The following is a 21,863-nucleotide window of genomic DNA, read 5'->3' on the forward strand; positions in this document are numbered from 1 at the left end:
CGGTCTTGGTCCGGGCACCTAGATTATGTCCCCATGACCGGGGAGCCGAGCGAGATCGAGGTCCAGGAGGCGCTGCGCGCGCTCCGCGGAGAGGACGACACCCTCAACGAGCGGTCGGTGCAGACCGTTCTCGACCTCCATCGGCTGCGCGATGCGCTGACCCGGTTCGGCGACGACGACCCCTCCAGCACCACCGATGCGACGCGGGGCGGGTTCCGGCTCTGAGCCGAAATCGGCCAATGGGTGGGACGCCGAGTTACGTAGGGGATTTCAAGAGGGTTACCGTTGCTGATCGTGACCGAATCTCTAACAGTGCGTGACAACCGCACCGGGGTGGAGTACGACATCCCGATCACCGACGGCACCATCCGCGCCGCCGACCTGGGGAAGATCAAGGCCAACGAGGACAACCCCGGCCTGGCCGTCTACGACCCCGGCTTCGTCAACACCGCGTCGTGCCGATCCTCCGTGACCTACATCGACGGCGACAAGGGCGTTCTCGAGTATCGCGGCTATCCCATCGAGCAGCTCGCGGAGAAGTCCAACTTCCTCGAGGTCTCCTATCTCCTGGTCCACGGCGCGCTGCCGACCAAGGAGGAATACGACGCGTGGGTGCACGAGATCACCTACCACACGTTCGTGCACGAGAACATCAAGGAGTTCATGCAGGGCTTCCGCTATGACGCCCACCCGATGGGCATGCTCATGGCGTCGGTCGGTGCGATGTCGACGTTCTACCCGGACGCCGCCAACATCTCCGACCCCGACAACCGTCGCCTGCAGATCATCCGGCTGATCGCCAAGATGCCGACGCTCGGCGCCTGGGCGTTCCGGCACGCGCAGGGCAAGCCCTACGTCTACCCGGACAACGACCTGTCCTACACCGGCAACTTCCTCTCCATGCTCTTCAAGATGAGCGAGTCGAAGTACGCACCGGACGAGCGCATCGAGAAGGCGCTCGACACCCTCTTCATCCTGCACGCCGACCACGAGCAGAACGCCTCCGCCAACGCGGTCCGGAGCGTCGGCTCGACCCAGGTCGACCCCTACTCCTCGGTCGCCGCCGGCGTCGGTGCCCTCTTCGGCCCGCTTCACGGTGGCGCCAACGAGGCCGTGCTCCGGATGCTGCGCCGCATCGGCAAGGTCGAGAACATCCCCGCCTTCATCGATGGCGTCAAGGCCGGCAACGAGCGCCTGATGGGCTTCGGCCACCGGGTCTACAAGAACTACGACCCGCGGGCGAAGCTGATCAAGCAGCAGGCCTACAACGTGTTCGAGGTGACCGGCACCAACCCGCTCCTCGACATCGCCCAGGAGCTGGAGAAGATCGCTCTGGAGGACGAATACTTCGTCTCCCGCAAGCTCTACCCCAACGTCGACTTCTACTCCGGCCTGATCTACGAGGCCCTGGAGTTCCCGCCGGAGATGTTCACCGTGCTCTTCGCCATCGGGCGCACGCCCGGCTGGCTCTCCCAGTGGCTGGAGCTGGTCCAGGACAAGGAGCAGAAGATCGCGCGCCCGAAGCAGATCTACACCGGCGAGCGCGGACTCGAGTTCGTACCGCGCGACGTTCGCTGGGCGTGACGGTTCCCGACACGCAGACCCCGTCCACCCGTGCGGTGGATGGGGTCGTCTGGGATTTCGGCAACGTCCTGATCCGCTGGGACCCGCTCCCCGCGATCGCGGCCGGGGTCGGGGACGCCGACGCCCGCGGGTTCCTGGAGTCCTACGACTTCGGGTCGTGGAACTACGCCCAAGACGCTGGCCGCACCTGGGCGCAGGCGCTGACGGTGCTCGAGGAGGAGGCTCCCGAGTGGCTCGCGGCCGGAGCGGCGTACGTCGACAACTTCCCGCTCTCGCTGCTGGGGCCGGTCCCCGGGACCCATGAGCTGGTCCGTGAGCTCGCGGCCGCGGGGCTCCCGCAGCTCGGCCTGACCAACTGGTCGGCCGAGCTCTATCCGCATGCTCCGGCGACGTACGACGTGATCGAGCTGCTCCGTGACGTCGTCGTCTCCGGGGAGGTGCGGCTGGCCAAGCCCGACCCGGCGATCTACCGGCTCGTGGCCGAGCGTGCCGGGATGCCGCTGGAGCGGCTCGCGTTCATCGACGACAGCGTCGCCAACGTGGCTGCCGCGGCGGCCGCCGGCATGCAGGCGATCCAGTTCACCGGGGCCGAGCAGCTCCGCAGGGACCTGGTCGCGCTCGGTCTCCCGCTCCAGCCCTGAGCATCAGGCCGCCTCGGTCTCGGGCGCGCGCTCGAGGCGGCGTACGCCTGCGAACGAGATCGACATCAGGGCACTGCCCGAGATCACCGCGGCGACGATGAGCAGCCAGGGCTCGAAACCCACCGCGACCGCGACCGGGCCCACGAGCGCGAGCCCGACCGGCCGGGCGATGAACGAGCCCACGATGTCGAAGGAGTAGACCCGGGAGAGCTTCTCCTCGGGGATCTCCTGCTGGATCGCGATCTGCCAGAAGATGTCGAAGACCTGCAGGCCGAACCCGTGCAGGAAGGCACCGAGCAGGATCGGCCAGAGCGTGTCGGAGAGGGCCATCGAGATCGGGAAGAGGCCGGTCATGGCGAGGAAGAAGACGCCCACCGAGAGCAGCCGGCGCGGCCGGAACTTCAGGCAGAACAACCCACCGACGAAGAAGCCCGCCATCAGCGCGGCCAGCGCGAAGCCCCAGGAGGCGCGGCCGATGCCCTCGCCGACCACGATCGGCCCGAGCACGCTGTGAGCCCCTGACCAGAACAGGTGGTAGAGCAGCGCCTGCAGGATCAGGAACCACAGCCAGGAGTGCCGCATCACCTCGCGGAAGCCCTCGGCGAGGTCTCCGAGCATCGATGCCTTGTGGGGCGGGCGCTCATGGGGCACCCGCATCCCGGCGTAGGCGACCGCGGCGATGGCGAAGGTGAGCGCGTCGACGGTGATCGCCCAGCCGGGGCCGACCGCCGCGACGAGCACGCCACCGAGCGCATAGCCGATGGTCGAGGCGGTGGTCTGGAGCAGCGACCGGAGCGAGACGGCGGCACCGAGCTCGTCATCCGGCACGACGACCCTGGTCATCGCCATCGCCGAGGGCTGATTGAGCGCGGCGACGATGCCGGCCAGACCACCCATCACCGCGATCGAGGGAATCGTGGCGATCCCGAGGATCACCGTCACCGCCAGGGCCCCGGTCACGAGGGCGCTGATGGCCGCTGTCCCCTCCATCATCAGCTTGCGCGAGACCCGGTCGCCCAGCACGCCACCGGCCAGCGTGGTCACGACCTGACAGGCCGCGAACACGGCTTCGACCAGGCCCAGCTGGGTCGCCGAACCACCCAGGTCGAGGACGGCGAACGCCAGCGCGACCGGGGTGATCGCGTTGCCCAGCGACGAGGCCGCCGTCCCGGTCACGAGCCGGCGGAAGTTGCGGTGCCTCAGCGGCGAACGGCGCTTCGTCGGCGGCTCGGCGGTCGGCTCGGTTGTGGCGGTCATGCTCCTAAGATACTTCGCTAGCGAACTATTCGCCAACGAATTATCAGTCAGCGAAGGGTAGGCTCGGACCATGTCTGAGTTGCGACCCTCCGAGACGCTCGACGACGACCACGCCGAGGACGGAGCCGACCGCCATGTGGCCCGTTGGCGCGACCACTGGCTCGACATCGACTTCGACGACGAGATCGAGGCGATCACGGTCCGGATCGGCACGATCTCGAAGTTCTTCAACGACGCCCGCGCGGCGGCGGCGAGCGAGGTCGGCCTGGCCGACTTCGAATACATCACCCTCCACATGCTGATGATCCGCGACACCCCCGGCCACGCCTCGCCCACGGCCCTGGCCAAGGACCTCGACATCAGCCCGGCGGGGATGACGGGCCGGCTCGACAGCATGGAGAAGGCCGGATGGCTGCGGCGTACGGCCTCGGTCGAGGACCGCCGCAAGATCAGTGTCGAGGCGACGAAGGCCGGCATCGAGATCTGGCGGCGCGCGATGGACCTGCGCGGCGAGGCCGAGACCACACTGCTGGGGGCGCTGAGCCCGGGACAGCGTACGGAGCTGGCGGCTCTGCTCAAGCAGGTGACCATGCAGATCGAGACCGAGTAGGTCACCCGAACGGGCGATCGCAAGCGGTCGATCTACTCTTCGCCACCACATAGCCCGGTCTCAGCCGGCTCACAGGGACCCTGGTCAGACTCGATGCCATGACCGAACTCCCTCCTCAGCAGCCGAGTGGGACCCCGCCTCAGTGGACTCCCCCGGCTCCCGCCGGCCCTGCCCAGTCTCCTGCCCAGTCTCCCGCCCAGCCTCAGGCCCAGCCCCAGGCTCCCGCCAACCCGTTCGTGGCACCGCCCGCCCAGACCGCTGTCATGCCGGTCATGCCCGGAGCGCCCACCAAGAAGCGCACGACCGGCCGAGCCGGCCTCGTCGCCGCAGTCCTCGCCGGTGCCCTGATCGCCGGTGGCACCGCCGGCGTCGGCGGCGCAGCGATCTACGACGCCCTCTCCGGTGACGGCAACGGCGGCGCGAACAGCCCGTCGACCTCGCAGGTCGTCGACGCGAAGGCCCCCGAGGGCAGCATCGAGAAGGTCTCGGCCAAGGTGCTCCCCTCCGTGGTGAAGATCGAGGTCACCTCCCAGCAGGGCTCCGGCTCGGGCTCGGGTGTCGTCATTTCCTCCGACGGCACGATCCTGACCAACAACCACGTCGTCGAGATGGCCGCCAACGGCGGCACCGTGACCGTCGACTTCAACGACGGTACGTCGGCCTCCGCCGAGGTCCTCGGCACCGACCCGCTCACCGACACCGCGGTGATCAAGGCGAGCGGCGTCTCCGACCTGACCCCGATCACGTTCGGCAAGTCCAGCAACCTCACTGTCGGCCAGAGCGTCGTGGCGATCGGCTCGCCGTTCGGGCTGGACCAGACCGTGACGACCGGCATCGTCAGCGCGCTCGACCGCCCGGTCAACGTCGGCGTCGACCAGAGCGGCGCGGCGACCGTCTACCCGGCGGTGCAGACCGACGCGGCGATCAACCCCGGCAACTCCGGTGGCGCGCTCGTCGACCTCAACGGCAACCTCGTCGGCATCAACGCCTCGATCCGCTCCACCTCGGGCGGCGCCGGCCAGGACGCGGGTTCGATCGGGCTCGGCTTCGCCATCCCGATCGACGAGATCCGTCCGATCGTCGAGCAGCTCGAGAAGGGCGAGAAGGCCACCCACGCCCAGTTCGGCATCTCGGTCTCCGACGCCCCCGAGGCCCAGAACGGCCAGACCTCGGTGACCGGCGCTCAGGTCCAGGAGGTCAGCGAGGGCGGCACCGCCAAGAAGGCCGGCCTGGAGAAGGGCGACATCATCACCAAGGTCGACGACCACGTCATCACCGGATCGGACTCGCTGGTGGCGACGGTCCGCTCCTACCGCCCCGGCGACAAGGTGGAGGTCACCTGGTCGCGCAACGGGGACGAGAAGACCGCAAAGGTGACCCTGGACTCCGACGCCTCCTGATCCCCCTCGGTGTGCTGCCAGAGGTGCGCTATGGCGCACTCCTGGCAGCACACGGCCATGTCAGGCAGCCTTGGGCACACCTAGGCGGCGGAGGTCGCGAACCAGTCGCTGCGGTTCGTCACGGATCTCACGTGTCGTGCACCGAACGATGACACGATCCGGTGCGGACAGGGCGCGCTGCCGCGCCAGATCGTCCTCCCAGTGCTCGACCTCCATGTGGAATCCGCCGTCGATCTCGAGCACCAGCAACCGCCCGTCGGGAAGGGGCCACTCGCAGTCGGTGTAACGCAGCCTCCCTTCGCTGTCGCGCCGCTTCGTCTGCTGCGCCGGTCTCGCGATCCCGAACAGACGGCAAAGCCGCCTGAACTCCATCTCCGACAACGACTGAGCGCCCTCACTCATATCAGCCAGCGCCCGCCGTAACAGCGGCGCTTTCCGCAGCGGCTTGAGGTCCGCGAGCCAGGCAGCGAGCGACTCCGGTGTCGTCAGCCGCTGCTGGACCGCCGCGGCCACGACCCCCTGCGACGTGCGGTCGTTGCGTTCCTGAGCTGCCCACATCAGGACCGCCGGTTCGAGCTTCATCAGCGGCAACCCGCGCGCCGTCGACCGGAACGAGTCGATCGCCTTCCGGGTACGCACGAAGTCGATACCGTCGAGCGGCTCCTGGATGTCGTCGCCGTAGGGAACGAGCACCGTGATCGTCTCGCGATGCCAGTTCGTCAGTCCGTGCACTTCAGCAGCGGTGAGGCCACCGATCAAAGCCCGCGGACCGCCCTGAAGCACGCCCAGCCACATCACCTGTTGGCGGGTCATCGCCCCGGTGAAGGTGCTGATCACCGTCGAGGACCGTTCCACCCACCGCTCCGCGGCGATCTGGTTCCGCACATGCCACCGCGAGACACCGACAGCACGCAGCTGCGCGCGCGTGACCACCCCGAGCTGCCGCCCAGCCAGTTGACGCCACTCCGTAATGCCGATCCCCATAAGCCAAATGGTGCAGGAGAGCACCGACATTTCCGCCGTGTGCTGCCAGATGTGCGCTATGGCGCACTCCTGGCAGCACAGCGTCATTTCTGCAGGCTGCAGAGCCACTCGACCGGCTCGAAGCCCATGGCCTCGTTGACCTGGATCATGTGGGTGTTGACCTCGGCGTTGTAGGTGCCCACGGACGGCACCTCGGGGCGCTCGGACTGGAGCAGGCGGAGATTGGCGATCTTCACCGCCAGCCCGAGCCGGTGGCCTCGGTGGGCCTTCTCGACCAGGGTGCCCCACTGGTAGCTCTTGCCGTCGAGGCTGGAGTAGCCGATCACCGTGTAGGCCACCACGCGTCCCTCGGGGTCGAGCGCGACCGAGTGGTAGAGGGTCCGCTTCTGCGCGGCGACCAGCTCCTCCATCTCGCGCACCTTCGCCACGTCGGGCTCGGGCGCCTCGATGTCCAGGTCACCCGTCGGCGCCTCGGTCTCGAGGCTGGCGTCGAGCACCGCCCAGCTCTCGACGATGTCGTCGGGCACGCGGCCGACCCAGGACCGCAGCGTGTAGTCACGGTGTCGTTCGGCGGCCTGTGCCGCCAGCCGGTCGAGGACGTCGTCGGGCACCGGGAGCCTCAGCAGGCGGCGTACCTCCACCAGGGCGGGCGCATAGCCGCGCGCGGCCCCGAACTCGCGCCCCGGTGAACCCTCACCGCCGGAGCCGAGCGACCAGGGCCACCAGACCTCACCCGTCAGCGACGTACGCCCCTGGGCCCGGGCTTCCGCCTCGACGTGGTCGAGCAGAATCGTGCCATGGCCACGCCGGCGGTGCGCCGGCAGCACCGCCAGCACGATCGTCGCCCGATGGAGGTTGTCGGTCAGCGGCATCGCCATCCAGGCGGCGGCGATCGGCTCCCCGTCGATGCGACCGACGTACGCCCTGCGGTCGGTCTTCTCGGATGTCTGCTGCAGCTCGACGCGCTGCTCCTCACGCGCCCACAGGTCGGCGTCGGGACCGCGTACGTCGCGCCACGACGCGGTCATCACGTCGTACCACGCGTCGAAGGCGTCGTCATCGAACGGGTCGACGCGCTCGATCACCAGCTCACTCATCGTGACCTCTCCACTCTGGTCTCGTCCCAGACCGGCTCCGGGGACTCGTAGACGTCGCCGTTGGCGCCGTAGACCAGGAACCGGTCGAAGCCGCGGGCGAACCAGCGGTCATGGGTGACCGCGATGACGGTGCCCTCGAACGACTCGAGCCCGGCCTCGAGGGCCTCGGCAGACTGCACGTCGAGGTTGTCGGTCGGCTCGTCGAGCAGCAGCAAGGTGGCACCCGAGAGCTCCAGCAGCAGGATCTGGAAGCGTGCCTGCTGGCCGCCCGAGAGCGAGTCGAAGGTCTGCTCCGCAGCGTGCGCGAGCTCGTAGCGGTCGAGCACCCGGGAGGCGGCCTCGCGTCCCATCCCCTGGCGTCCGCGACCGTCAGGGGTCGCGTCGCCGCGGTGCAGGATGTCGAGCAGCGTACGTCCCACAAGCTCCGGATGGGCGTGTGTCTGCACGAACCAACCCGGCCGTACGCGGGCACCGAGCTTGGCCTTCCCGCGATGACGGACAGGCTCGATGGGGGTGTCCTCGACGGGGCGGTGCTCCACGTCCGGGTCGGTGCCGCCGCGGGCGAGCAGCCGCAGGAAGTGGGACTTTCCCGAGCCGTTGGACCCCAGCACGGCGACTCGCTCGCCGTACCAGACCTCCAGGTCGAACGGACGCATCAGGCCGGTGAGCTCGAGCGACTCGCAGACCACCGCCCGTTTGCCGGTGCGTCCGCCGCGCAGCCGCATCTGCACCTCTTGCTCCCGCGGCTGTTCGACAGGTGGGCCGGCCTCCTCGAACTTCCGGAGCCGGGTCTGGGCCGCCTTGTACTGGCTGGCCATCCCGTCGTTGTACTCCGACTTGATCTTCAGCCGTAGGACCAGCGCCTTGATCTTGGCGTGCTCCTCGTCCCAGCGACGGCGCAGCTCCTCGAACCGCAGGAACCGGTCCTTGCGGGCCTCGTGATAGGAGGCGAACCCGCCCGGGTGCGTCCACGTGCTGTTGCCGGCACCGGACGCGCCGAGCTCGACCGTGACCACTCTGGTCGCGGTGTTGTCCAGCAGCTCGCGGTCGTGGCTGACGTAGAGAATCGTCTTCGGGGACTCCCGGATGCGCTCCTCGAGCCACATCTTGCCCGGCACGTCGAGGAAGTTGTCCGGCTCGTCGAGCAGGAGGACCTCGTCGGGGCCGCGGAGGAGATACTCCAGGACGAGGCGCTTCTGCTCGCCGCCGGAGAGGGTGTCCAGCGAGCGGTAGCGGGCGCGGTCGTAGGGCACCCCGAGGCCGGCCATGGTGCACACGTCCCAGACGACCTCGAGGTCATAGCCGCCGGCGTCGGCGTACTCGGCCAGCGCGGTCGCGTAGCGCATCTGCAGCGGTTCGTCCTCCGACGACATCAGCTCCAGCTCGCACGCCTCCACCGCCGCTGCGGCGTCGCGCACGCGCGCGGGCGCGACCGAGAGCAGCAGCTCGCCGACGGTCGAGGACCCTCTGCCGACCATCTGGCGCATCACCCCGAGCCCGCCCGAACGCACCACGGAGCCCGCGGTCGGGGTCAGCTCCCCGGTGACGATCCGCAGCAGCGTCGTCTTTCCGGCGCCGTTGGCGCCGACCAGCGCGACCTTCGCCCCTTCGCCCACCCGGAAGGAGACGTCGTCCAGGAGAACCCGCCCGTCAGGCAGCTGGAACCGCACTCCAGCAACATCTACATGTCCCACAACCGTCCAGTGTGGCACCCGTGTCGAATGGATATTTCGATCTCGACGAGCTCGATCTTCGATGAGCGTCGGTCCCACCAGCAGAACGTGACGCTCGACACATTTCAACGATTACCGATATGACTTACGCCATGCCTCCGCTCGACAGCCAGATCGCCGACCTGCTCACCCTCTATGCCAAGGGCGAGCCCCTGGAGACCTTCGATCCGCCGACGGCGCGAGCACTCTTCCGCGCGATGGGCGACGGCGCCCCGCTGCCACCCATCGGCTCGGTGGAGCCCGCGGTGGTCCCGGGCCCCGCTGGCGACATCGACGTACGCATCTATCGGCCCATCGCCACCGGATCGCTGCCGACAGTCGTGATGTTCCACGGCGGCGGCTGGGTGGTTGGTGACCTCGACACCCATGAGGACCAGGCCCGCAACCTCGCCAACCTCTGCGAGGCCGTGGTCGTCTCCGTCGACTATCGGCTCGCCCCCGAGCACCCCTTTCCCGCCGCGTACGAGGACGCGCTCGCCGCCGTCCGCTGGGCCGTCGACAACGCGACGAACCTCGGAGGCGACGGCCGGGTGGCGGTCGCCGGCGACAGCGCCGGCGGCAACCTCTCGGCCGTGGTCGCCCAGGTCTTCGCGGCCGAGGGGCGCGAGCTCGCCGGTCAGCTGCTGATCTACCCGGCGACCGACATGACCAGCGGCTACCCCTCCTACGCCGAGAACGGCCACGGCTACTTCCTCGAGCTGCCCACGATGAAGTGGTTCTCCGACAACTACGTCGGCGCCGCCGACCGCTCCGACCCGCGGCTCAGCCCGATCAAGGGCCGGCTCCGGGGCCTGGCGCCGGCGGTGGTGGTGACCGCAGAGTTCGATCCGCTGCGCGACGAGGGCATCGCCTACGCCAAGGCGCTGGAGAGCTCGGGCGTGCCGACCACCTACCACCACTGCGACGGACTCATCCACGGGTTCTTCGCCATGGGTCAGCACTCACAGGCGGCGCAGGTCGCGATCGAGGAGACGTGCGCGCTGTTCCGGACCCTGCTCCACGGGTGACCCGGGAGGGATCGTCAAACCAGGGGTATTCCTGATGCCCCTCGTCTGACGATGGTCCAGACTGGGTCGCATGCCGATTGCTGCCGAGGTAGGTTCCTTTCTGCGGGCGAGGACGCGACCGCTGACCGAGCGTGTCCGCACGCTTGCCCTGCAGTACGCGATGCGGGGCAAGGAATCGCCGATCCCTGACATCACCACGCTGCGGAAGATCCCCGAGCACTTGACGTTCCCGCTGCTCCGCGACGGCGTCGACCCGGTGCCGATGCTCGCCGAGAGCCGGGCGCAGGCACCGGTCACCAAGCTCGGCTCGGTGCTCGGTCTCGACATCGTGCTGGTCACGGGCCATGCCGAGTCCAAGCACGTCCTGGCGGCCAAGGACGCCTACTCCAACGACATGCGCCATCTGCTCGGGACCCGCAAGCGCTCCGACGCCGAGGGCATCGGCGGGCTCGGCATGACCGACCCGCCCGACCACACCAAGCTCCGCGGGCTGCTGACGCCGGAGTTCACGATGCGCCGCCTGGCTCGTCTCAACGAGATGATCGACCGGATCGTCACCGACGCCCTCGACGACATGGAGGCCAACGGGCCCGAGGTCGACCTGGTCCAGCACTTCGGCTTCGAGATCCCGTTCCGGGTGATCTGTGAGCTGCTGGGCATGCCCGAGGACGTACGCGAGGAGTTCCACAAGCTCGGCGTGGCCCGTTTCGACCTGTCGGAGGGTGGTGCGGGCTCGTTCGGTGCCGCCACCGAGACCCGGACGTTCCTGATCGAGCAGGTCCGCCGCCAGCGCGCCAACCCCGGCGACGGCATGATCGGCGAGATCATCCGTAACAAGGGCGCGGACTACGACGACGTCGAGCTCGGCGGCCTCGCCGACGGTGTCTTCCTCGGGGGCTACGAGACGTCCGCCTCGATGCTCTCCATGGGCGCCTACGTCCTGATGCAGAACCCCGAGGCCTACGAGATCCTGCGCTCGGGCGACCGGGCCGAGGTCGACAAGGTGGTCGAGGAGCTGCTCCGCTACCTGTGCCCGGTACAGCTCGCGTTCCCGCGGTTCGCGCGCGAGGACCACGATCTCTTCGGCGTGCCGGTCAAGAAGGGCGCCGTCGTCCTGGTCAGCCTCACCGGCGCCAACCGGGACCCCGCGGTCGTGCCGAGGCCGGAGCAGTTCGACCTCCGCAACGCGGACACGATGCACTTCGCCTTCGGCCACGGCATGCACCGCTGCGTCGGCGCCGAGCTGGCCCGCATGGAGCTCCGCGCAGCCCTGACCGGCCTAGCCCGCCGCTTCCCCGACCTGGCCATGGCCACCGACGACCCCGGCGAACTCGGCTGGCGAGACCTCTCGGTCGTCTACAGCCTCGACCGCCTCCCGGTCCGGCTGGCGAAGGACCCCGTCCCCGCCTGACCTGCACCTCGCCGAGCCGGCGCGTCTGACGCACCGGCTCGGCGGTGGGTCAGGCGCGTACGGTCTCCAGGACGCGGAAGCCCTTGGCGCTGCCGATGCGGGTGGTGGGATAGCCCTGGTCGGTGATCCAGCGCTGGAGGGAGTCGCCGCCCAGGTTCTTGCCGACGACCATGACCGCACGGCCGTCGGGAGCCAGGCGCGGGAGCCAGGTCAGGAGCAGCTCGTGGAGGGCCTGCTTGCCGATCCGGATCGGCGGGTTGCTCCAGATCTCGTCGTACGTCACGTCCGGGTCGATCTCGGCCGGAACCGCGGCGCGGTAGCGATCGCCCAGACCCAGCTTCGCCGCGTTCTCGTTGGCCAGCAGGACCGCCCGCTCGTTGACGTCGACGCCGGTCACGTACGTCTCCGGAGCCACGAGCCCCAGCGCGAGCCCGATCACGCCATAGCCGCAGCCAAGGTCGAGGATCCGCGCACCCGGCTTCAGCACGGGCGGCTCGGTCTCCTTGAACAACACCGACGTTCCGATGTCGAGGCGGCCCTTGGCGAAGACCCCGGATCCCGACACCAGCGAAAGGTCCAGGTCCCACACGGACGCGGAGACCGGGATCCGCTCGAAGGGCACCGACGGGTCGGCGGAGAAGTAGTGCTCGTCGTCAGTCCCGGTCAACCTCGTCTGCCTCTCTGCGGTTCATGGTGCGCTCGTGCTGGGCCGCCAGCATGTCGTCGGGCGGGTAGGCGACCTCTTCGAGGGTCAGCCCGTTGGCCGGCGCGATCGGGATCGACGAGGACCGTGAGCGCGAGGCCAGCGACTCCTTGGCCCAGGCGACGTCCTTGCGGCCCTCTCCGATCACCATGAGGCAGCCGACCAGCGACCGCACCATCGAGTGGCAGAAGGCGTCGGCGAGAACGGTCGCCTCGATGATCCCGTCCTCGCGGCGCTCCCAGGTGAGCTGGCGCAGGTCGCGGATCGTGGTCGCGCCCTCGCGCGGCTTGCAGAACGTGGCGAAGTCGTTGAGCCCGACCAGGTCGGCGGAGGCGACGTTCATCAGCGACAGGTCCAGCGGTCGGGTCCGGTAGAGGACGTGCCCGCGCAGCAGCGGGTCGACGTACGCAGGGTCGTCGACGATCCGGTAGACGTAACGCCGCCACAGCGCCGAGAACCGGGCGTTGAAGCCCTCCGGCGCCTCGATGGCGGCACGGACCCGGAGGTCGGCCGGGAGGATCCCGTTCAGGCGGCGTACCAGTGCGTCGAGCGGCGACTGCTCCGAACGCCCCCGTGAGGACTCGAGCACGTCGGCGTCGATGTCGAAGTGGGCGACCTGCCCGCGGGCGTGCACCCCCGAGTCCGTACGCCCCGCGACCGTCACCCACACCTGGGACCGCTGCCCCGTCGCCGGCACCCGCAGCGCGGTCGCCAGCGCGTCCTGCAGCTCTCCCTGGACCGTACGCAGCCCCGGCTGGGTCGCCCAGCCGTGGAACGCGGTGCCGTCGTAGGCGAGGTCGATCCTGATACGCACGGGCTCATTCTCGCAGCGTCCACGTCGTTTGCCAGACTCGGCGCATGCGCTACGTGATCTTCGGTGCCGGGGCTGTCGGCGGGGTGACCGGCGGCCTGCTGCACCGCGCGGGTGTCGACGTCACCCTCGTCGCTCGCGGCGAGCACCTCCGAGCGATCCGCGAGGGCGGCCTCACCCTCGACACCCCTGACGGCGTGCTGCGTCTCGACCCACCTGTGGTCGCCCACGCCGAGGAGCTCACCTGGACCGACGACACCGTCGTCCTCCTCAGCGTCAAGGGGCAGCAGACCGAGGCCGCGCTCGAAGACCTCGCGGCGTACGCCCCGCCGGGCACACCGGTCGTCGCCCTGCAGAACGGCGTCGCGAACGAGCCCCGGATCCTGCGGCGGTTCGCCCGGACGTACGCGATCCATGTGGTTCTCCCCGCCACCTTCCTGACCCCCGGCACGGTCGTCCAGGACTCCGGCAACAAGCCCGGCATCCTCGACATCGGCCGCTACCCGACCGGCGTCGACGAGACCGCGACCGCCATCGCGAACGACCTGGTGAAGGCGGGATTCCTGAGCGAGCCGCGTGCCGACATCATGGCCTGGAAGCACCGCAAGCTGCTCAACAACCTCGGCAACGGCATCAACGCCGCGATCGCTCCCGGCCCCAGCGACGAGGAGATCTACGCCCGCTGCCTGGCCGAGGCCGAAGCCGCGCTCGCCGCCGCCGGCATCAGCGTCGTGACAGCTGACCAGGACCGTGCACGGCGTGCCGGCCACATCACCCGACGCGGTCGCGCCAACCACAGCTCGACCTGGCAGAGCCTCGCCCGCGGCAGCGGCGTCGAGATCGACTACCTCTCCGGCGAGATCGTGTTGCTCGGGCGCCTCCACGGCGTCCCGACGCCGGTCAACGAGGCCATTCAGCGCGCGGTCCACGACATCGCCCGCACCGGTGCCGAGCCCGGCAGCATCGACGGCGCCACCTTCCTCGCCGGCCTCTGAGCGCGTATCCCAAAGGGGTGGTCAGCAGGCAGCGGATCGGGCAGTCTGCCTGACATGAGCTACGCCGCGCCGCCTCCGCCGTCGCCGTCCCCGCCTACCCACCTCACCGGGGCATCCCCGCGATCGACCAGGGGCGTCGCCGTCATCGTGATCGTAGCCGCGGTGGTCCTGCAGCTCGCGATCGCGCTGGTCGGCCTCGTCCTGACGTACGTCCTCGACGGCTCGACGACCAGCATGAACCTCGCCACCGTCGCGACCATCGTGCTCAACGCGCTGGTGTACGGCGTGGTGGCAGCGGGCGCGGCGTACATCGCCCGCACTTCGGCGGGCCGACTCCTGGGCATCGTGCTGCCGATGCTCGCCTGGCTGCTGAGCTCCGGGCTCTGGTACGGCCTCCCCGAGCTGCTCGACTACTACAGCCCGGCCTTCGCCGGCGTTCTCGGACCGCTGTTCCTCGTGATGGTCCTGGCCGGTTGGGGATGCGCGGCCTGGACCGGGCGGCGTTGGCTCATCGGGCTCCCCATCACGTATCTCCTGCTCATCGGCGTGCAGGCGGCGCTGTCGCTCGCCCTGGCACCGGCCATGTCCATCGACAACATCCCCGTGATGCTGATCCTGACCGCATTCACGACCCTGGCGACGACCCTCGTCCTGGTCCTCGGCGGGGTCGTCTGCTGGCTGCTCGCCCGGACCGAGCAGGCTCCCGGGCAGTGACACTCGGAAAACGACCGTGGCCCGCCACCCTTGCGGGTGACGGGCCACAGCTCAGAACAGATCAGGCCTTGGCCTCGTCCTCGGTGGTCTCCGCAGCGGGAGCCTCCTCGGCGGCAGCCTCGGTGTTCTCGTCGGCGGCGGTCTCCTCGACCGGCGCCTCCTCGGCCTTCTCCTCGGCGGGAGCGGCAACCGGAGCCGCGGCAGCCGGAGCAGCCTTGGCCTTCGGCTCGTAGGCCTCGTTGACGAGCTCGATCACAGCCATCGGGGCGTTGTCGCCCTTGCGGGGACCGATCTTGGTGATCCGGGTGTAGCCACCCGGACGCTCCGCGAACTGCTCGGCGATCTCGGTGAAGAGGGTGTGCACGACGGACTTGTCGCGGATGGTCTTGAGGACCTCGCGACGGTTGTGCAGGTCACCCTTCTTGGCCTTGGTGATCAGCTTCTCCGCGACGGGGCGGAGGTGCCGGGCCTTGGCCTCGGTGGTGGTGATGCGGCCGTTCTCGAACAGCGCGGTGGCGAGGTTCGAGAGGATCAGCTTCTGGTGCGCGGGCGAGCCGCCGAAACGGGCACCCTTCTTCGGGGTAGGCATCCTGCCTGCTCCTTCTCTCCGGCCGTACTAGGTACCGGGGTAGACGCCCAGGTGGGCGATTTTCTAGGGGTTACGCCGGGCCGCAGCTACGCCGCGACCCTGTGGCGATGTTTCCGCCCGGCCTCAGGCGTTGCCGCTTGGCCGGGCGTAACAGCTCAGTACTGCTCGTCCTCGACGAACGCGTCGTCGTCATCGTCGCCGTAGGCGGCGAGGGCGGCGGACGGGTCGAAGCCCGGAGCGCTGTCCTTGAGGGACAGGCCCATCTCGTGCAGCTTCAGCTTGACCTCGTCGATCGACTTGGCGCCGAAGTTGCGGATGTCGAGCAGATCCTGCTCCGAACGCGAGATGAGCTCACCCACGGTGTGGATGCCCTCGCGCTTGAGGCAGTTGTAGGAACGAACGGTCAGCTGCAGGTCCTCGACCGGGAGGGCGAGGTCGGCGGCGAGCTGCTCGTCGACCGGCGACGGGCCGATGTCGATGCCCTCGGCGTCGACGTTCAGCTCACGGGCCAGACCGAAGAGCTCGACCAGGGTCTTGCCGGCCGAGGCGATCGCGTCGCGGGGAGCGATCGACGGCTTGGTCTCGACGTCGATGACGAGCTTGTCGAAGTCCGTGCGCTGCTCGACACGGGTGGCCTCGACCTTGTAGCTGACCTTGAGGACCGGCGAGTAGATCGAGTCGACCGGGATCCGGCCGATCTCGTTCTCCGCACCCTTGTTCTGGACCGCGGAGACGTAGCCACGACCGCGCTCGACGACGAGCTCGAGCTCGATCTTGCCCTTGTCGGACAGCGTCGCGATCTTCAGGTCGGGGTTGTGCACCTCGACACCGGCCGGGGGCGCGATGTCGGCTGCGGTGACGTCACCGGCGCCGGACTTGCGCAGGTACATGGTGACGGGCTCGTCGTGCTCGGAGGAGACGACCAGGCCCTTGAGGTTGAGGATGATCTCGGTGACATCCTCCTTGACGCCCTCGATGGTCGAGAACTCGTGGAGAACGCCGTCGATCTTGATCGAGGTGACCGACGCACCGGGGATCGAGGAGAGCAGGGTGCGACGAAGAGAGTTGCCCAGCGTGTAACCGAAGCCCGGCTCCAGGGGCTCGATCACGAAGCGGGAGCGGAACTCCTCGACGGACTCTTCCGACAGGGTGGGGCGCTGTGCGATAAGCACTGATTTGTCCTTTCCGGGCCGACCGCTATTTGACGGACCCGAACTTCAAGGGGTGATGACGGAAGGCTGTGGGGGCGGCAAGGCCCCGGCGTACTTCTCTGAAGTTTGAACGCCGGGGACTCGCCATCGTTACTGCAAAGGGCCGATCAGAGCTTCGAGTAGTACTCGACGATCAGCTGCTCCTGGACCGGGACGTCGATCTGAGCCCGGACGGGGAGCTGGTGAACCAGGATGCGCATCCGGCTCGGGACAGCCTCGAGCCAGGCCGGGACGACGCGCTCGCCGTGGGTCTCGCGAGCCACGATGAACGGGGTCATCTCCAGCGACTTCTCGCGAACGTCGATGACGTCGTGAGCCGAGACCTGGAACGAAGGCACGTTGACCTTCTTGCCGTTGACCAGGAAGTGGCCGTGGACGACCAGCTGGCGGGCCTGGCGGCGGGTGCGGGCGAAGCCGGCACGGTAGACGACGTTGTCCAGGCGGCCCTCGAGCAGCTGGAGCAGGTTGTCACCGGTCTTGCCACCGCGACGGTGGGCCTCGGCGTAGTAGGAAGCGAACTGCTTCTCCATCACGCCGTAGGTGAAGCGAGCCTTCTGCTTCTCACGAAGCTGGAGGAGGTACTCGCTCTCCTTGATGCGGCCGCGGCCGTGCTGGCCGGGAGGGTAGGGGCGCTTCTCGAACGCCGCGTCGTTGCCGACAAGGTCGACACCGAGACGGCGCGACTTGCGGGTCATGGGTCCGGTGTAACGGGCCATTACTCTTCAGTCTCCTTCTATGTCTCGGTGGGGATCAAACGCGACGGCGCTTGGGCGGACGGCAACCGTTGTGCGGGGCCGGCGTGACGTCCTGGATGGTGCCGACCTCGAGGCCGATCGCACCCAGCGAACGGATCGCGGTCTCGCGGCCCGAGCCCGGGCCCTTCACGAAGACGTCGATCTTCTTCATGCCGTGGTCCATCGCACGACGGCCAGCGGCCTCAGCGGCCATCTGAGCGGCGAACGGGGTCGACTTGCGCGAGCCCTTGAAGCCGACGGTGCCGGCCGAGGCCCACGAGATCACCGCACCGGTCGGGTCGGTGATCGTGACGATCGTGTTGTTGAACGTGCTCTTGATGTGGGCCTCGCCCTGAGCGACGTTCTTCTTCTCCTTGCGACGGATCTTCGTCGCACCCTGTCGGGTCTTCGGAGGCATGCATTAACTCCTGTGTTGGCTGGTCTGTGAGATCGAGGCGAAGACTCGGATCACCGACGCGCTGAGCGCGTCAGGATCACTTGGCCTTCTTCTTGCCGGCGACGGTGCGCTTCGGGCCCTTGCGGGTGCGCGCGTTGGTCTTGGTGCGCTGACCGCGGACCGGAAGGCCCTGGCGGTGGCGGCGACCCTGGTAGCTGCCGATCTCGATCTTGCGACGGATGTCAGCCTGGACCTCACGACGGAGGTCACCCTCGGTCTGGATGCCCTGGGCTTCGATCTCGTCACGGAGCTTGACCAGCTCGTCCTCGGCCAGAGCGTGCACCCGGGTGTTCGGGTTGACGCCGGTGGCCTCGAGGAGCTTCTGCGAGGTGGTACGGCCGATGCCGTAGATGTAGGTGAGAGCGATCTCCACGCGCTTGTCGCGCGGAAGGTCAACACCTTGGAGGCGTGCCATTGTGATCCTTCTGGTTGCGTCAGAGGTGTCGGTCGGGTCGCGTCCCGGGGTGGCACCCTCGGGCTCCGGCCTCTGCTCCGGAGGTGAGTTCGGACCCAGTTGATCTGAGAGGGTCCTAGCGACTCGATGAAGTATTCAGTTGTTCCTGCGAGCTGGGCTCAGCCCTGGCGCTGCTTGTGGCGCGGGTTCTCGCAGATCACCATGACGCGGCCGTGGCGACGGATCACCTTGCACTTGTCACAGATCTTCTTGACGCTCGGGTTGACCTTCATGTCAGCCCTTTCTTTGTCTAGGCCGGCTTACTTGTACCGGTAGACGATCCGACCGCGCGTCAGGTCGTAGGGGGACAGCTCCACCACGACACGGTCCTCAGGAAGGATCCGGATGTAGTGCTGCCGCATCTTGCCGCTGATGTGGGCGAGAACCTTGTGTCCGTTGCTCAGCTCCACGCGGAACATAGCGTTGGGGAGGGCCTCCACAACGGTGCCCTCGATCTCGATCACGCCTTCTTTCTTCGGCATGCCCTCTGCAATCTGTTGGTCGGTCATCTACCGTTCACACCACGGGTCGGATGACCCGCGGGCGGTCCGGGAACCTCTCCGATGCTCGGAGTGGACCTCGTGAAGCCATCTGCATGTCTCACCCGCGAACGCACAGAAGCGCGCTGACCGGGCAGCCGCGAGGCACGACGAGACAGACCCACGTTGGACCGACTACCAAGCCTAGACCCCTAGATCAGCATTGCCCTAATCGTCAAGCCGCCGTGATCGCTCACTCAGGCCCCGGCAGCCGGGCCGGACTCGGCGACCTTCGCGACGTACGCCAGCGCGGCCTCCGGGTCGCCGAGGAACGGCCCGAGATCCTCGGGGTGCGGGAACAGCCGGGTGAACCGGTCCGCCACCGCCTGGTGCTGCGTGGCGGCACCGAGCACCTGCTGCACGTGATCCGGCAACGGGTTGAGCAGCGCATCGGTCAGACCGGTCGAGTGCTGGGCACGGGTCTCCCAGAAGGTCTCGAAGGTCGCCTGCATCCATTCCGCGTCGAACGGCCGCTCACCGCGCTCCAGGATCGCCTGGGTGTAGATGCCGGCGCAATGGGCGGCATTGTTGGACCCCTGACCGGCGATCGGGTCGTTGACCACGACGACGTCGCCCATGCCGAAGACGAAGGTGTCGTCCGCGACCTCGGCGTAGGGCTTCCGGACCATGCCGGTGAAGGCACCCGAGAGCGAGGCGCGGGCGTCGGTGGGCTCGCAGTCACGCATCAGCTCCCCCTCCCACGGCATGTGCTCGAGCATCAAGTGCTGGAGGCGGCGCAGATGCTCGTCGGGCCGCGGGCGGTCCCAGAAGCAGTCGAAGGGGCCGTCCGGGATCGCCTCGACGAACGCGACACGGCTCGGCCCGGCGCTGGTCAGGGCACTGATCACGAACAGCTCCCCCACCCCGGGGGCGACGTTGATCCGCATGCTCCCGGCCGGGAAGTCATCGGGCTCGACCCATCCCTGCAGATAGATCGCCGAGAGCATACGTCCGGGCGCGGTGTATTTGGACCGGACGGGGTCACGGTCGAAGAGGTCGACGATCTCGCCCTTGCCGGCAGCGATGAGCGTCAGGTCGTACATCGGCGCCAGACCGGCCAGGTCGGACGTCATCACGGGGTGGTAGACGATCCGGCCGCCACGATCCTCGAAGAGCTCCAGCCAGGCGGACATCTTCAGCCGCTGGTCGACCGACATGGCGTACGGCTCCCAGGGACCGTCGAACTTCAGCGCCCGGACGCCGGGCTCCGGGCTGACCGAGATGCCGACCGCGGGGATGCGCGGCGCCTCGTCCTCCCAGAGGTTCAGGTCGTAGAGACGCTCGTAGGCCAGGGCGGGGTCGAACATGACCTGCGTCGACATCGGCCAGCCGTCGCGCAGCTCGTCAGGCGTGCGCGCCGACATGACCGTCACCTCATAGCCCTCGGCCTGGAGGCTGAGGGCGAGCTGCAGGCCCGCCTGTCCGGCGCCGACGATCAGGATCTTGCGCAACGAAACTCCTTCGGTGTGGGGACGCCTCCGGGGTCAGGCGCGTGTGGGGGTGGTCTTCATCGTGTGCGAGAGGCAGGCGACCAGGGTCTTGGCCGTCGACCTGCGGTCGCGGGCGTCCACGGTCACCAACGGCGTCCGCTCGTCGAGGCAGAGCGCATCGCGTACCTTCTCCAGGGAGTGGGTCAGCTTCCCGTCGAAGAGGTTCACCGCGACGATGAACGGGACGTCGGAGTCGTTCTCGAAGTAGTTGATCGCCGGGAACGAGGCATCGAGCTGGCGGGTGTCGACGAGCACGACGGCCCCGCTGGCACCGCGGCACAGGTCGTCCCACATCGGCCAGAACCGGGGCTGGCCCGGGGTTCCGAACAGGTAGAGCAGCAGGTCCGGGGCGAGGGTGACCCGGCCGAAGTCCATCGCGACCGTGGTGGTCGTCTTGGCGCTCGTGTCCGAGAGCGGGTCCACCGCCTCGCCGGCCTGCGTCATCCACGCCTCGGTGTTGACCGGCGGGATCTCGGAGACCGAGGCGACCATGGTCGACTTCCCGACGCCGAAACCTCCAGCGATCACGAGCTTCGCAGAGGTGACGGTCAGCGCCGGGCGGTCAGCCGAGCTCGGAAAGGCCATCGATAACTCTCTTCAACAGACGGTGGTCGAACGGGGAGTCGTAAGCCCCCTCATTGATCTGCAGGTGCTCGGTCGAGGCGAGGTCCTCGAGCAGCACGCGCGTCACCCCGAGCGAGATCCCGCAATGCGCCGACAGCTCCGCGACCGACTGTGGCCCGAGACGTACGCGGTCGTAGAGCCGGCGCGACTCGGGCGTCAGCTTGGCGGCCGCGCGCGCGTCGAAGTGCGATGCCGAGATCAGCGTGTGCACATACAGCTGGTGGTTGGTCTGGGTGCGACCGCCCGTGAGCACGTAAGGGCGTACCCAAGGGTTCTGCCCCACGCTCACGACGCCACCTCCGTAGCGCGAGCGCAAGAGTACGCAGGCGGCGTCGTGTTGATCCCACGGTTCACTCGCTGACGCTCGTTCACGCCCTCTCCCCTGCCATCGAGCTGACCGTCATCTGACGCAGCTCGTCGCGCATCTGCGGGGTGAGTACGTGGCCGACGGCGTCGACCAGCTGGGCCATCTTGTGGGCGACGACGCCGAGGTTCGCGCCGGCACCGACCAGGACCGCGAAGCCGGCCAGGTCGCCGATGCCCATGAAGAGGAAGTGTCCGGTGTGGAACTTCAGCATCACCTGGTCGCAGCCGGGCTCCCCCACCTCACGCGCGATGTTGTTGCCGAGACTGATCACACCGGCGGTCATCGCGGCGAGCGGGTCGGCGACGTTGGCGGACATGCCGCCGGCACCGATCAGCGGGAGCCCGTCGGAGGAGACGATGAGTGCATGGGTCACACCTGGGGTGGAGCTGGCGAAGTTGTCGATCAGCCAGCTGAATTCCTTGGGGTCGCGGGGGACGACCGGGCTTTCCAT

General features: G+C 68.4%; 26 protein-coding genes. 9 read left to right on the forward strand and 17 right to left on the reverse strand.

Going from position 1 to position 21,863, the window contains the following annotated elements:
* Positions 1 to 33 precede the first annotated feature (33 nt).
* The 3 genes from WBG06_RS01680 (at position 34) to WBG06_RS01690 (ending at position 2,225) form a co-directional block, all read left to right on the forward strand.
* On the forward strand, positions 34 to 225 hold the full coding sequence (locus WBG06_RS01680; protein WP_336734487.1) for a hypothetical protein: 192 nt from the start codon (positions 34 to 36) through the stop codon (positions 223 to 225).
* 69 nt (positions 226 to 294) lie between these two features.
* Complete coding sequence (locus WBG06_RS01685) at positions 295 to 1,584, forward strand: citrate synthase (RefSeq protein ID WP_336734489.1); 1,290 nt, start codon at positions 295 to 297, stop codon at positions 1,582 to 1,584.
* Entirely contained in the window at positions 1,581 to 2,225 is a 645-nt protein-coding gene (locus tag WBG06_RS01690) for an HAD-IA family hydrolase (protein ID WP_336734491.1), read from the forward strand. Before WBG06_RS01685 ends, WBG06_RS01690 begins: the two co-directional genes overlap by 4 nt.
* 3 nt (positions 2,226 to 2,228) lie before the next feature.
* On the opposite strand, the gene WBG06_RS01695 is transcribed toward WBG06_RS01690, so the two are convergent.
* On the reverse strand, positions 2,229 to 3,482 hold the full coding sequence (locus WBG06_RS01695) for an MFS transporter (protein ID WP_336734493.1): 1,254 nt from the start codon (positions 3,480 to 3,482) through the stop codon (positions 2,229 to 2,231).
* 70 nt (positions 3,483 to 3,552) lie between these two features.
* On the opposite strand from WBG06_RS01695, the gene WBG06_RS01700 reads away from it, so the two are divergent.
* Positions 3,553 to 4,092 (forward strand): MarR family winged helix-turn-helix transcriptional regulator, encoded by a 540-nt coding sequence (locus WBG06_RS01700; protein ID WP_336734495.1) that lies wholly within the window; start codon positions 3,553 to 3,555, stop codon positions 4,090 to 4,092.
* Between the two features lie 98 nt (positions 4,093 to 4,190).
* Positions 4,191 to 5,492, forward strand: a complete 1,302-nt coding sequence (locus tag WBG06_RS01705; RefSeq protein WP_336734497.1) for a S1C family serine protease — start codon at positions 4,191 to 4,193, stop codon at positions 5,490 to 5,492.
* Positions 5,493 to 5,552: 60 nt separating this feature from the next.
* Here the strand turns inward: WBG06_RS01705 and WBG06_RS01710 are convergent, their stop codons facing one another.
* The 3 genes from WBG06_RS01710 to WBG06_RS01720 are packed head-to-tail and all read right to left on the reverse strand — an operon-like array spanning position 5,553 to position 9,267.
* Positions 5,553 to 6,563, reverse strand: a complete 1,011-nt coding sequence (locus tag WBG06_RS01710; RefSeq protein ID WP_336734499.1) for a hypothetical protein — start codon at positions 6,561 to 6,563, stop codon at positions 5,553 to 5,555.
* The gene (locus tag WBG06_RS01715) at positions 6,560 to 7,573 is read right to left on the reverse strand and encodes a GNAT family N-acetyltransferase (RefSeq protein WP_336734501.1); all 1,014 of its coding nucleotides are present in this window, start codon (positions 7,571 to 7,573) and stop codon (positions 6,560 to 6,562) included. The genes WBG06_RS01710 and WBG06_RS01715 overlap by 4 nt, the downstream gene beginning before the upstream one ends.
* Entirely contained in the window at positions 7,570 to 9,267 is a 1,698-nt protein-coding gene (locus tag WBG06_RS01720) for an ABC-F family ATP-binding cassette domain-containing protein (RefSeq protein ID WP_336734503.1), read from the reverse strand. The genes WBG06_RS01715 and WBG06_RS01720 overlap by 4 nt, the downstream gene beginning before the upstream one ends.
* Positions 9,268 to 9,386: 119 nt before the next feature.
* On the opposite strand from WBG06_RS01720, the gene WBG06_RS01725 reads away from it, so the two are divergent.
* Together WBG06_RS01725 and WBG06_RS01730 are read left to right on the forward strand one after the other, a co-directional pair.
* Complete coding sequence (locus tag WBG06_RS01725; protein WP_336734505.1) at positions 9,387 to 10,313, forward strand: alpha/beta hydrolase; 927 nt, start codon at positions 9,387 to 9,389, stop codon at positions 10,311 to 10,313.
* Between the two features lie 70 nt (positions 10,314 to 10,383).
* Positions 10,384 to 11,724, forward strand: coding sequence for a cytochrome P450 (locus tag WBG06_RS01730; protein ID WP_336734507.1), 1,341 nt, complete (start codon positions 10,384 to 10,386; stop codon positions 11,722 to 11,724).
* A 49-nt stretch (positions 11,725 to 11,773) separates the two neighbouring features.
* Here WBG06_RS01730 and WBG06_RS01735 read toward each other — a convergent pair whose 3' ends face one another.
* Both WBG06_RS01735 and truA read right to left on the reverse strand, forming a co-directional pair.
* Positions 11,774 to 12,391: a class I SAM-dependent methyltransferase gene (locus WBG06_RS01735; protein ID WP_336734509.1), complete on the reverse strand. Its 618-nt coding sequence runs from the start codon at positions 12,389 to 12,391 to the stop codon at positions 11,774 to 11,776.
* A complete protein-coding gene (truA, locus tag WBG06_RS01740; RefSeq protein ID WP_336734511.1) occupies positions 12,378 to 13,241 on the reverse strand; it encodes a tRNA pseudouridine(38-40) synthase TruA in 864 nt (287 codons plus the stop codon). Before truA ends, WBG06_RS01735 begins: the two co-directional genes overlap by 14 nt.
* A 44-nt stretch (positions 13,242 to 13,285) precedes the next feature.
* Here truA and WBG06_RS01745 point away from each other — a divergent pair, with 44 nt between their 5' ends.
* Both WBG06_RS01745 and WBG06_RS01750 read left to right on the forward strand, forming a co-directional pair.
* The gene (locus WBG06_RS01745) at positions 13,286 to 14,233 is read left to right on the forward strand and encodes a ketopantoate reductase family protein (protein ID WP_336734513.1); all 948 of its coding nucleotides are present in this window, start codon (positions 13,286 to 13,288) and stop codon (positions 14,231 to 14,233) included.
* A 54-nt stretch (positions 14,234 to 14,287) separates the two neighbouring features.
* Positions 14,288 to 14,947, forward strand: coding sequence for a hypothetical protein (locus WBG06_RS01750; protein WP_336734515.1), 660 nt, complete (start codon positions 14,288 to 14,290; stop codon positions 14,945 to 14,947).
* A 61-nt stretch (positions 14,948 to 15,008) separates the two neighbouring features.
* Here the strand turns inward: WBG06_RS01750 and rplQ are convergent, their stop codons facing one another.
* The 11 genes from rplQ to WBG06_RS01805 form a co-directional block, all read right to left on the reverse strand.
* Positions 15,009 to 15,536: a 50S ribosomal protein L17 gene (rplQ, locus tag WBG06_RS01755; RefSeq protein WP_336734517.1), complete on the reverse strand. Its 528-nt coding sequence runs from the start codon at positions 15,534 to 15,536 to the stop codon at positions 15,009 to 15,011.
* 155 nt (positions 15,537 to 15,691) lie between these two features.
* Positions 15,692 to 16,708 (reverse strand): DNA-directed RNA polymerase subunit alpha, encoded by a 1,017-nt coding sequence (locus tag WBG06_RS01760; RefSeq protein ID WP_008361061.1) that lies wholly within the window; start codon positions 16,706 to 16,708, stop codon positions 15,692 to 15,694.
* A 146-nt stretch (positions 16,709 to 16,854) separates the two neighbouring features.
* Complete coding sequence (gene rpsD, locus WBG06_RS01765; protein ID WP_160027044.1) at positions 16,855 to 17,463, reverse strand: 30S ribosomal protein S4; 609 nt, start codon at positions 17,461 to 17,463, stop codon at positions 16,855 to 16,857.
* Positions 17,464 to 17,497: 34 nt separating this feature from the next.
* On the reverse strand, positions 17,498 to 17,899 hold the full coding sequence (rpsK, locus tag WBG06_RS01770) for a 30S ribosomal protein S11 (RefSeq protein WP_008361058.1): 402 nt from the start codon (positions 17,897 to 17,899) through the stop codon (positions 17,498 to 17,500).
* Positions 17,900 to 17,975: 76 nt separating this feature from the next.
* Positions 17,976 to 18,353: a 30S ribosomal protein S13 gene (gene rpsM / locus WBG06_RS01775; RefSeq protein WP_008361056.1), complete on the reverse strand. Its 378-nt coding sequence runs from the start codon at positions 18,351 to 18,353 to the stop codon at positions 17,976 to 17,978.
* A gap of 158 nt (positions 18,354 to 18,511) precedes the next feature.
* Positions 18,512 to 18,625: a 50S ribosomal protein L36 gene (rpmJ, locus tag WBG06_RS01780; RefSeq protein ID WP_008361054.1), complete on the reverse strand. Its 114-nt coding sequence runs from the start codon at positions 18,623 to 18,625 to the stop codon at positions 18,512 to 18,514.
* 27 nt (positions 18,626 to 18,652) lie between these two features.
* Complete coding sequence (gene infA, locus WBG06_RS01785) at positions 18,653 to 18,874, reverse strand: translation initiation factor IF-1 (protein WP_011757309.1); 222 nt, start codon at positions 18,872 to 18,874, stop codon at positions 18,653 to 18,655.
* A gap of 254 nt (positions 18,875 to 19,128) precedes the next feature.
* Positions 19,129 to 20,382 carry a styrene monooxygenase/indole monooxygenase family protein gene (locus WBG06_RS01790; protein WP_336734557.1) on the reverse strand — a complete coding sequence of 418 codons (1,254 nt, stop codon included), beginning with the start codon at positions 20,380 to 20,382 and terminating at the stop codon, positions 19,129 to 19,131.
* A gap of 33 nt (positions 20,383 to 20,415) precedes the next feature.
* Positions 20,416 to 21,006: a GTP-binding protein gene (locus tag WBG06_RS01795; RefSeq protein ID WP_336734559.1), complete on the reverse strand. Its 591-nt coding sequence runs from the start codon at positions 21,004 to 21,006 to the stop codon at positions 20,416 to 20,418.
* Positions 20,984 to 21,334 carry a DUF742 domain-containing protein gene (locus WBG06_RS01800; RefSeq protein WP_336734561.1) on the reverse strand — a complete coding sequence of 117 codons (351 nt, stop codon included), beginning with the start codon at positions 21,332 to 21,334 and terminating at the stop codon, positions 20,984 to 20,986. Before WBG06_RS01800 ends, WBG06_RS01795 begins: the two co-directional genes overlap by 23 nt.
* A gap of 79 nt (positions 21,335 to 21,413) precedes the next feature.
* The gene (locus WBG06_RS01805) at positions 21,414 to 21,863 is read right to left on the reverse strand and encodes a roadblock/LC7 domain-containing protein (protein WP_165112376.1); all 450 of its coding nucleotides are present in this window, start codon (positions 21,861 to 21,863) and stop codon (positions 21,414 to 21,416) included.

The organism is Nocardioides sp. CCNWLW239 (assembly GCF_037137035.1).
Lineage (GTDB): Bacteria > Actinomycetota > Actinomycetes > Propionibacteriales > Nocardioidaceae > Nocardioides.

Bases quoted from the DNA above. Each gene is read 5' to 3' on its own strand.
- infA (WP_011757309.1), bottom strand. From the start codon at position 18,874: ATGCCGAAGAAAGAAGGCGTGATCGAGATCGAGGGCACCGTTGTGGAG.
- rpsD (WP_160027044.1), bottom strand. From the start codon at position 17,463: ATGGCCCGTTACACCGGACCCATGACCCGCAAGTCGCGCCGTCTCGGT.
- WBG06_RS01695 (WP_336734493.1), bottom strand. From the start codon at position 3,482: ATGACCGCCACAACCGAGCCGACCGCCGAGCCGCCGACGAAGCGCCGT.
- WBG06_RS01710 (WP_336734499.1), bottom strand. From the start codon at position 6,563: ATGACGCTGTGCTGCCAGGAGTGCGCCATAGCGCACATCTGGCAGCAC.
- WBG06_RS01730 (WP_336734507.1), top strand. From the start codon at position 10,384: ATGCCGATTGCTGCCGAGGTAGGTTCCTTTCTGCGGGCGAGGACGCGA.
- WBG06_RS01680 (WP_336734487.1), top strand. From the start codon at position 34: ATGACCGGGGAGCCGAGCGAGATCGAGGTCCAGGAGGCGCTGCGCGCG.
- WBG06_RS01745 (WP_336734513.1), top strand. From the start codon at position 13,286: ATGCGCTACGTGATCTTCGGTGCCGGGGCTGTCGGCGGGGTGACCGGC.
- WBG06_RS01725 (WP_336734505.1), top strand. From the start codon at position 9,387: ATGACTTACGCCATGCCTCCGCTCGACAGCCAGATCGCCGACCTGCTC.
- rpsM (WP_008361056.1), bottom strand. From the start codon at position 18,353: ATGGCACGCCTCCAAGGTGTTGACCTTCCGCGCGACAAGCGCGTGGAG.
- rplQ (WP_336734517.1), bottom strand. From the start codon at position 15,536: ATGCCTACCCCGAAGAAGGGTGCCCGTTTCGGCGGCTCGCCCGCGCAC.
- WBG06_RS01750 (WP_336734515.1), top strand. From the start codon at position 14,288: ATGAGCTACGCCGCGCCGCCTCCGCCGTCGCCGTCCCCGCCTACCCAC.
- rpsK (WP_008361058.1), bottom strand. From the start codon at position 17,899: ATGCCTCCGAAGACCCGACAGGGTGCGACGAAGATCCGTCGCAAGGAG.
- WBG06_RS01795 (WP_336734559.1), bottom strand. From the start codon at position 21,006: ATGGCCTTTCCGAGCTCGGCTGACCGCCCGGCGCTGACCGTCACCTCT.
- WBG06_RS01700 (WP_336734495.1), top strand. From the start codon at position 3,553: ATGTCTGAGTTGCGACCCTCCGAGACGCTCGACGACGACCACGCCGAG.
- rpmJ (WP_008361054.1), bottom strand. From the start codon at position 18,625: ATGAAGGTCAACCCGAGCGTCAAGAAGATCTGTGACAAGTGCAAGGTG.
- WBG06_RS01805 (WP_165112376.1), bottom strand. From the start codon at position 21,863: ATGGAAAGCCCGGTCGTCCCCCGCGACCCCAAGGAATTCAGCTGGCTG.
- WBG06_RS01715 (WP_336734501.1), bottom strand. From the start codon at position 7,573: ATGAGTGAGCTGGTGATCGAGCGCGTCGACCCGTTCGATGACGACGCC.
- WBG06_RS01705 (WP_336734497.1), top strand. From the start codon at position 4,191: ATGACCGAACTCCCTCCTCAGCAGCCGAGTGGGACCCCGCCTCAGTGG.